The sequence below is a fragment of the Actinomyces acetigenes genome (assembly GCF_031296635.1).
Classification (GTDB): Bacteria; Actinomycetota; Actinomycetes; order Actinomycetales; family Actinomycetaceae; genus Actinomyces; species Actinomyces acetigenes.
The window spans coordinates 1-6,363 of the sequence record NZ_JASPFC010000062.1 but is presented as its reverse complement, the minus strand read 5'-3'; the positions used below and the strand labels follow the sequence as shown (position 1 = coordinate 6,363).

General features: G+C 68.5%; 7 protein-coding genes. 4 read left to right on the top strand and 3 right to left on the bottom strand.

All coding sequences use genetic code 11. The annotated features are described in order from the left end of the window. Nucleotides 1-83 precede the first annotated feature (83 nt). Nucleotides 84-1,181, bottom strand: coding sequence for a thiamine ABC transporter substrate-binding protein (locus RIV14_RS13220; protein ID WP_075372444.1), 1,098 nt, complete (start codon nt 1,179-1,181; stop codon nt 84-86). Nucleotides 1,182-1,845: 664 nt separating this feature from the next. Here RIV14_RS13220 and RIV14_RS13215 point away from each other — a divergent pair. The 4 genes from RIV14_RS13215 to RIV14_RS13200 all read left to right on the top strand — a co-directional run bounded on the left by RIV14_RS13215 (nt 1,846) and on the right by RIV14_RS13200 (nt 4,794). Continuing rightward, nucleotides 1,846-2,913, top strand: coding sequence for a YdcF family protein (locus tag RIV14_RS13215; protein WP_075372443.1), 1,068 nt, complete (start codon nt 1,846-1,848; stop codon nt 2,911-2,913). A gap of 78 nt (nt 2,914-2,991) precedes the next feature. Continuing rightward, a complete protein-coding gene (locus tag RIV14_RS13210) occupies nt 2,992-3,441 on the top strand; it encodes a TetR/AcrR family transcriptional regulator (RefSeq protein ID WP_075372442.1) in 450 nt (149 codons plus the stop codon). Between the two features lie 81 nt (nt 3,442-3,522). Further along, nucleotides 3,523-3,888, top strand: coding sequence for a hypothetical protein (locus RIV14_RS13205; protein WP_075254810.1), 366 nt, complete (start codon nt 3,523-3,525; stop codon nt 3,886-3,888). 624 nt (nt 3,889-4,512) lie between these two features. After that, nucleotides 4,513-4,794, top strand: a complete 282-nt coding sequence (locus tag RIV14_RS13200) for a hypothetical protein (RefSeq protein ID WP_178387859.1) — start codon at nt 4,513-4,515, stop codon at nt 4,792-4,794. 520 nt (nt 4,795-5,314) lie between these two features. Here RIV14_RS13200 and RIV14_RS13850 read toward each other — a convergent pair. Together RIV14_RS13850 and RIV14_RS13195 are read right to left on the bottom strand one after the other, a co-directional pair. Beyond that, nucleotides 5,315-5,440, bottom strand: coding sequence for a hypothetical protein (locus tag RIV14_RS13850; protein ID WP_428978891.1), 126 nt, complete (start codon nt 5,438-5,440; stop codon nt 5,315-5,317). A 102-nt stretch (nt 5,441-5,542) separates the two neighbouring features. Further along, nucleotides 5,543-6,363 (bottom strand): transposase (locus RIV14_RS13195; protein WP_428978890.1); only part of this gene is annotated, 821 nt, incomplete at its 5' end.

The following is a 6,363-nucleotide window of genomic DNA, read 5'->3' as shown; positions in this document are numbered from 1 at the left end:
GCGGGGCGTCCCGGTGGGCTCAGCGTTGCGGGAGGCAGCGGCGTCGGGCCGCGCGGCGGCGGCGGTCTCCTCGCCCGGCGCGCTCACTTGCCGACGGCCTCGGTCCAGGTGCCCAGCCATTCCTCGCGGTGGGTGGTGATCTCCTTGGGCTCGACCTTCACCGGCGACTTCGACAGCGGGCCGAACTTCGTGAGGGCCTCGGGCAGGGCGGCGTCGGGCAGGACCGGGTACATGTACATCTGGCCGGGGATGTCCTCCTGGACGGCCTTGGAGAGCATCCACTTCACGAAGGCCTTGCCGCCCTCGGGGTTGGCGGCGCCCTTGAGGACCCCGGCGTACTCAACCTGGCGGAAGGCGGTGTCCAGCAGGGCGGAGGTGGTGCTGGAGCTCTTGTCCTTGGAGACCGTGAAGGAGGGCGAGGAGGCGTAGGACACGACGATGGGGTAGGTGCCCTTGCCGCTGCCGGAGAAGTCGGTCTCGTAGGCGGCGCTCCAGTCCTCGGCGATCCGGGCGCCGTTGGCGACGAGCTGCTTCCAGTAGCCGGCGAAGGAGCCGGCGCCGAAGTGGCCGATGGTGGCCAGCAGCCAGGCCATGCCGGGTGAGGAGTTCGTGGGGTTGATGGCCACGAGCAGGCCCTTGTACTCGGGCTTGGTGAGGTCCTCAAAGGTGGCCGGGGGCGTGAGGCCCTTGCCGGTGAAGTAGCCGGTGTCGATGTTGAGGCAGACGTCGCCGACGTCGATGGGCGCCAGGGCCGGGGTGTCGGCGACGACGTAGCTCTCGGCGCCCTTGGGCAGGGTGACGGTGGCGGAGGTGTCGATGACGCCCTGGTCGAGGGCGCGGGTGGCGTAGGTGTTGTCGATGCCGAAGACGGCGTCGCCCAGGGGGGCGTCCTTGGTCAGGACGAGCTTGTTGACCAGGGCGCCGGCGTCCCCGGAGGTGGCGACCTTGAGGGTGTAGCCGGTCTCGGAGGTGAAGGCCTTGACGAGGTCCTCCGAGACGTGGAAGGAGTCGTGGGTGACGACGGTGACGGTCTTGGAGTCGGCCTTGGAGTCGGCTTTCTTGCCCTTGCCGCAGGCGGCCAGGCTCAGGCCGACGGCGCCGGCGGCGGTTCCGGCGAGCAGGGCGCGGCGGCTGAGGGCCGGGCTGGGCCGGCCGGGGCGGTGGGTGGACTGGATACTCATGTGTGCCTCCTGGATGGTTCTCCGGAGGGCCCGGCGACCACCTGCGGCGCGCCGGGGAGATGGTCTCGACTTCCTTCGCCGGTACTAACCGGAGCAGGTTCGAGGGTCTGCGGGCTTCCGCACTCTCAGCGCCGTCGGCGGCGGCCCATCGGCCAGTGGCGGCCGGGCCGACGACGGGGCGCTCCCCTGTCGTTGCAGGTCAACTGTAGTTCGAGGGCGCCCGCCGATACCAACCCCGTCCGGCCCGCGCCACGCGCCCGAGCCTCGCCGCGGCACCCACCCGCATCACCCTCCCGCGCGTTCGTACCGTAGGCCACCGGTTCGTACCGTAGGCCACCGGTTCGTACCCTGAACCCCCGAACGCGCGACCTACCCTACGAACGCGTGGGGTCGACAGCCGACACACGGCCGGCCCGGTCACCTCACCCCAGGGAGGAGCCGGGGCGCGCGCCGTCGTCCGAAGGGTGGAGGGCTGCCTCCCACGAATCGTTCCAACGACGCTCACACCCACCGGCCGCCGCCTCCTAACCTGATCGCATGAGCGCAAGGCGGTCAAAGCGGCGTCTGCCGGCTCCGCACCTGTGACGAGCGCCGACTCGTCGGCCCCACCACCCCGCGCCTCAGAAAGACCCGACACCCCCGCACCACGAGAGGAAGCCACCCCATGAGCACCCCCTGGTTCCTCCCCGCTCCTCTGATCGACGTCGCCGCCCTGGCACTGTGGTGGGGGCTACTCAAGCTCTCGCGACGCCGCGACAACCGTCGGCTGCGCAACGGAATCCTGTTTCTCCTCCTGGTCGGCGCTACGGTCAGAGCACTGCTCCACCTGGCCTCCCTCATCCCCGCCCTCTCGATCCCGGTTGGACTGGGCAGCGTCGCCTTCTTCCTGCTCATCGCCCTCATGCCGTTCCTGCTCATGTTCAACGGCGTCGTCCTCATCCGCCGCGAGGGCCGGCGCCTGAGCAACCTGCTGTGCCTGGCGGCCGGCCTGGGACTCATCGCCACGCCGATGGCCGCCGTCGCCCTCGTGGCCACCGCCAACCCCTGGGCCCTGCTGGTCGCCGCCCTCATGTTCTGCGCCTGCGCCTACCTGGGCGTCTTCCTCCTCATCTTCCTGGGCCAGACGGTGGTGCAGCGGATCTGGGGTGGGCGCCGGGCCATGCCGCACCCCGACGTCGTCGTGGTCCATGGCGCCGGACTCATCAACGGGAAGGTCGGGCCGCTGCTGGGCTCGCGGATCAAGGGCGGCATCGAGGCCTGGCAAGACGAGGAGGCTCTGCGCCCCGGCGTGCCGCTGCTGGTCATGAGCGGCGGACAGGGCGCCGACGAGCCGGTCAGCGAGGCGCGCGCCATGGCCGACTACGCAATCGCCCGCGGCGTCCCGCCTGAGCGGATCCTCCTGGAGGACCGCTCGACGACGACCCGCACGAACATCTCCTACACGCGCGACCTCCTGGCCGAGCGCGGCATGACGGACCCGCAGGTGCTGCTGGTGACGAGCTCCTTCCACGCGGTACGCACCGCGATCCTGGCCTCCGACATGGGGGTGCCGTGGGCGGTGGAGCCGGCGCGAACGGCCTGGTTCTACATCGTCAACGCCTGGCTGCGCGAGTACGTCGCCGTCCTGACCTACCGGCGCCGCCCCGCCCTGGCCTGCGCCGGTATTGCCGGGGTGTTCGCCGTGCTGTACGCGCTGCTGGCCATCGGCGCCCAGACGGGGATCATCGGCTGAGTGAGGCGGGCTCCTTCGCTCAAGAATTTCAGAACGATTGTTCTTGACTGACCGTTCCAGAACGTCTATTCTGAATTTATGGGACGACGACGCACCTTCATCGAGAGCGAGGCCATCGGCTCCGCCACGGCGGTCTTCGCCGAGCGCGGTTTCGCGGGGGCCTCCGTGGACGACCTGGTGCGGGCCACCGGCGTCAACCGCGCCAGCCTCTACGGGGTCTTCGGCTCCAAGGACGGGCTCTTCCAGCGCTGCCTCACCGAGGCGCTGGCCGCTCTGAGCCCTGCGGACACCTCAGGCAGCCCGGCCGACGCCGCAGAGGCGGGCCACGAGGAGCTCGACCTGGTCCTCGTGGCGCTCATGGAGATCGCCCCCGGGGACCCGGCCGTGCGCGAGGCCCTCGAGGTCGCTTTGAACCGGGCGGGCGTCACCGCCGAGGCGCTGGGCCGGCGCCTGCTGGAGCGGGCCGGCGCCACGACGTCGAGCTCAGCCTCATCAGCCCCGACAGCCTCGGCCTCACCGCCGACGTAGCCCACCCCGACCCCGCACTCACCTGCCAGACCGCGACCCCACGACCACCCAACCAACCTGCCCACGAGAGGAGCAGACATCATGAGCCGCAACACCGTCACCATCACCGACACCACCTTGAGCGTTGAGCCGCACGGGCTGGACAAGATGTGGTCCTACACCTCCCGACTGGAGTTCCCGCTCGCGCACGTGCGCGGCGCCACGCACGACCCCGGCCTGCGCCACGAGCCCAAGGGCTGGCGCGGGCCCGGACTGCAGGCGGGCAGCAAGCTCTCCGGGACCTTCCACGCCGAGGGCACGGCGCAGTTCTGGAACATCTCCGGTTACGAGAACACGCTGGTGGTCACCCTGGAGGACGAGCGCTTCACGCACCTCTACCTCACGGTCGACGACCCCGCCGGCCTGGCCGCACAGATCAACGCCGCCATCCGCCCCGCCCAGGCGTGAGCCCAGGAGGCTTATTCACAGCATCCGTCAAAGGTGCTCTGACTGCGCAGATGCTGGAGTCGGCTAGCCCTGTGAATAAGCCTCCAGGTGTGAGCCCGCCGCCTCATCCAGGCAGCGGCTCGACACCACACGCTATGACACCCACCATCCTCCCGCGCGTTCGTAGGGTGGGGCGCCGCTTCGAGCCCTGACCCCAACCCACCCACACACAGCAAGGCAACCACTCCACCATCGACACCAAGAAACCGTCCTACCGACTCACCCCACGACCATCCCGACGCTCCGAACGCGCGGCGCACGGTACGACCACCCAGGCCCGGCAGTTGGCGCCACTCGGGCCCGGACTGGCTGCGGTGTCGGCCGGGAGGTACCACACGCCCCGGCCGCCCTCACACGCGAAGGGGGAGGCCACCTCCAAGCACGAGTCCGGCGGCTGGCGCCACGCGGGCGGGACTGGCTGCTGCGCCGTCGGCCCGGGAAGCACCACACACCTCAACACCCTCGCACGCGAGGGGGCAGACCGCCTCCAGTCGACTGACTCAACCAGATTGCTTCAGCCCCGTCTTCTTTGAGGACCTCCCGGTTCGCCAGCAGGCGACTCCGGCCAGCAGAGCCAGCGGCCCGATGACGCCTGTCGCTGAGCCTGCGTTGGTCCACACCGCTATCAAGGGCAGCGGCACGAGGAGAAGCGCCGCCCCGACAGCCGCGGCGAAGGACTTTGAGTGGAGTGCCAGCAATGCGCAGGCAATGACGGCAACGGAAGCCAGCGACAAGACTCTTCCCGGACCCGACCAGTTGACAGCAACAAATAGCACAGCGAAAACAATGACGATGGAGTACGTCAGCACGACACTCAAGCTGCTGTTCTCTCGCAATCCATACACCCCCATCAAGCAAACGCGGTGACTACTCTTCAGCGAACAAGCGCCCACCAGCCAGCACTCCCCAGCCATCCTAACCCTTCAGGAATGACCGAGAAACTTCCCACACCTCATTAAATAATTTACCAGGGCGCACTCACGAGCACAAGGTGCTTGCCATTCATTTTTCTGGGAGCTTCTTAGACTCATCCTGAAAGGTTCTAACGATTAGAATCGTTGACGTCACGCGACCTCACTCTTACACCGCAGTTCTTCAGCCATTGAGACTTATTCACAGCATCCGTCAAAGGCGCTGCGACCTGCGCAGATGCCAGCGTCGGCTAGCCCTGTGAATAAGCCTCATTGCCTTGGGCCTCGCCGTCAGCCTCGATCTTTCATTGGTTGGTTGAGCGGGGTGTGGGTGGCGTCGTTGCCGGTGTCGTGGGGGCGATTATGCCGGTTGGGTGTGACGGTCTGCCGCGTGTCGTCTCGCGGTGGTCGGGCCTTTCCAGGGGCCAGGGTTATTCCTTCAGGGGCGTGGTGGGCAGGAGGCAGCGGTCGGGTGCCTATGGTGCGGGTAGGGCCTGAAAGCTGCTCAGTGCGGTCAGCAGGAGGCCGGTGAAGGAGTGGTCGGCCTTGTAGCGCAGGACGGTGCGGCGGGCGTGGTGAGTGATGACGGCGGGGATGCTCATCAGGCGCAGGCGGATCGTCCTGGGCTCCCAGGTGCGGGCGGGGGTGGAGGTCAGGGCGAGCAGCTGGGAGAAGGCCAGCAGGCCTGCGGGCCAGGGCCACGATCAGGCACCAGATACGGTTCTGGGCGAACCCCTGCAAGGGAAAGCGGTCAAGCCCGGTGTCCTTGGCACAGCGGATACGGTCCCCTGGCAGCGGGCTCGTAGCCGGTGGCGGACCTCGAGATCGGCGAGCTGGCCCACTTTTGTGTTGGTGGCGAAGGCGGTGAGCCGGTAGCCGCCCACGTCCTCGAAGCGCAGCTGGGCGCCCTGGTGGGGCCGCTCTCGGCGCATGATCACCCGCATCCCCTTGGGCCAAGCGGTCAGGTCCAGCAGGTCAGTGATCTCAGCGACGTCCGCACCCTCCCTGGGCTGTCCGTCGGCGTTGTAGGCCGGGGCCCAGGCGGCCTCGGGGATGGTGTCGTAGATCTGCGGCGTGTGGTCCGGCAGCGTGAACCCCACGCTGTAGGACACCCGTCGACGGGCCAGGAGCTCAATGGTCTCCTTCGTTCCTCCGGCCCCGTCAATGCGCACCAGCACCTTTCTACCGGGCCTGGGGCCGAGCCCGGCCTGGTCCAGTGCCCGGCGGATGATCTCGACGTGGTCGGTGGCAGTGTTCGATCCCGCGTTTCCGGGACGCAGCACGAGCGCCGCGCACTCACCCCCACCATCGGGGCCGTGGTCGAACCATGCGGTCAGCGGGTGGTAGCCGAACCCCTTCTTGAAGGTCGGGGCCGCACCCTCTTTGTCTGAGTGGACGCCCACCAGGGTGGCGTCGATGTCGATCACCAACGGCCGGTTTGCCGAGACGCCGGCGGTCGGTGAGTGCTCGCCGGCCAGGTCCCACACCCGCTGTCTCACTGTCCTGCGGGCCCGGTTGACGGCGG

Excerpts from the sequence above, each read along its gene's own strand:
- RIV14_RS13220 (WP_075372444.1), bottom strand. The coding sequence starts at position 1,181 with ATGAGTATCCAGTCCACCCACCGCCCCGGCCGGCCCAGCCCGGCCCTC.
- RIV14_RS13215 (WP_075372443.1), top strand. The coding sequence starts at position 1,846 with ATGAGCACCCCCTGGTTCCTCCCCGCTCCTCTGATCGACGTCGCCGCC.
- RIV14_RS13210 (WP_075372442.1), top strand. The coding sequence starts at position 2,992 with ATGGGACGACGACGCACCTTCATCGAGAGCGAGGCCATCGGCTCCGCC.
- RIV14_RS13205 (WP_075254810.1), top strand. The coding sequence starts at position 3,523 with ATGAGCCGCAACACCGTCACCATCACCGACACCACCTTGAGCGTTGAG.
- RIV14_RS13200 (WP_178387859.1), top strand. The coding sequence starts at position 4,513 with ATGACGCCTGTCGCTGAGCCTGCGTTGGTCCACACCGCTATCAAGGGC.
- RIV14_RS13850 (WP_428978891.1), bottom strand. The coding sequence starts at position 5,440 with ATGAGCATCCCCGCCGTCATCACTCACCACGCCCGCCGCACCGTCCTG.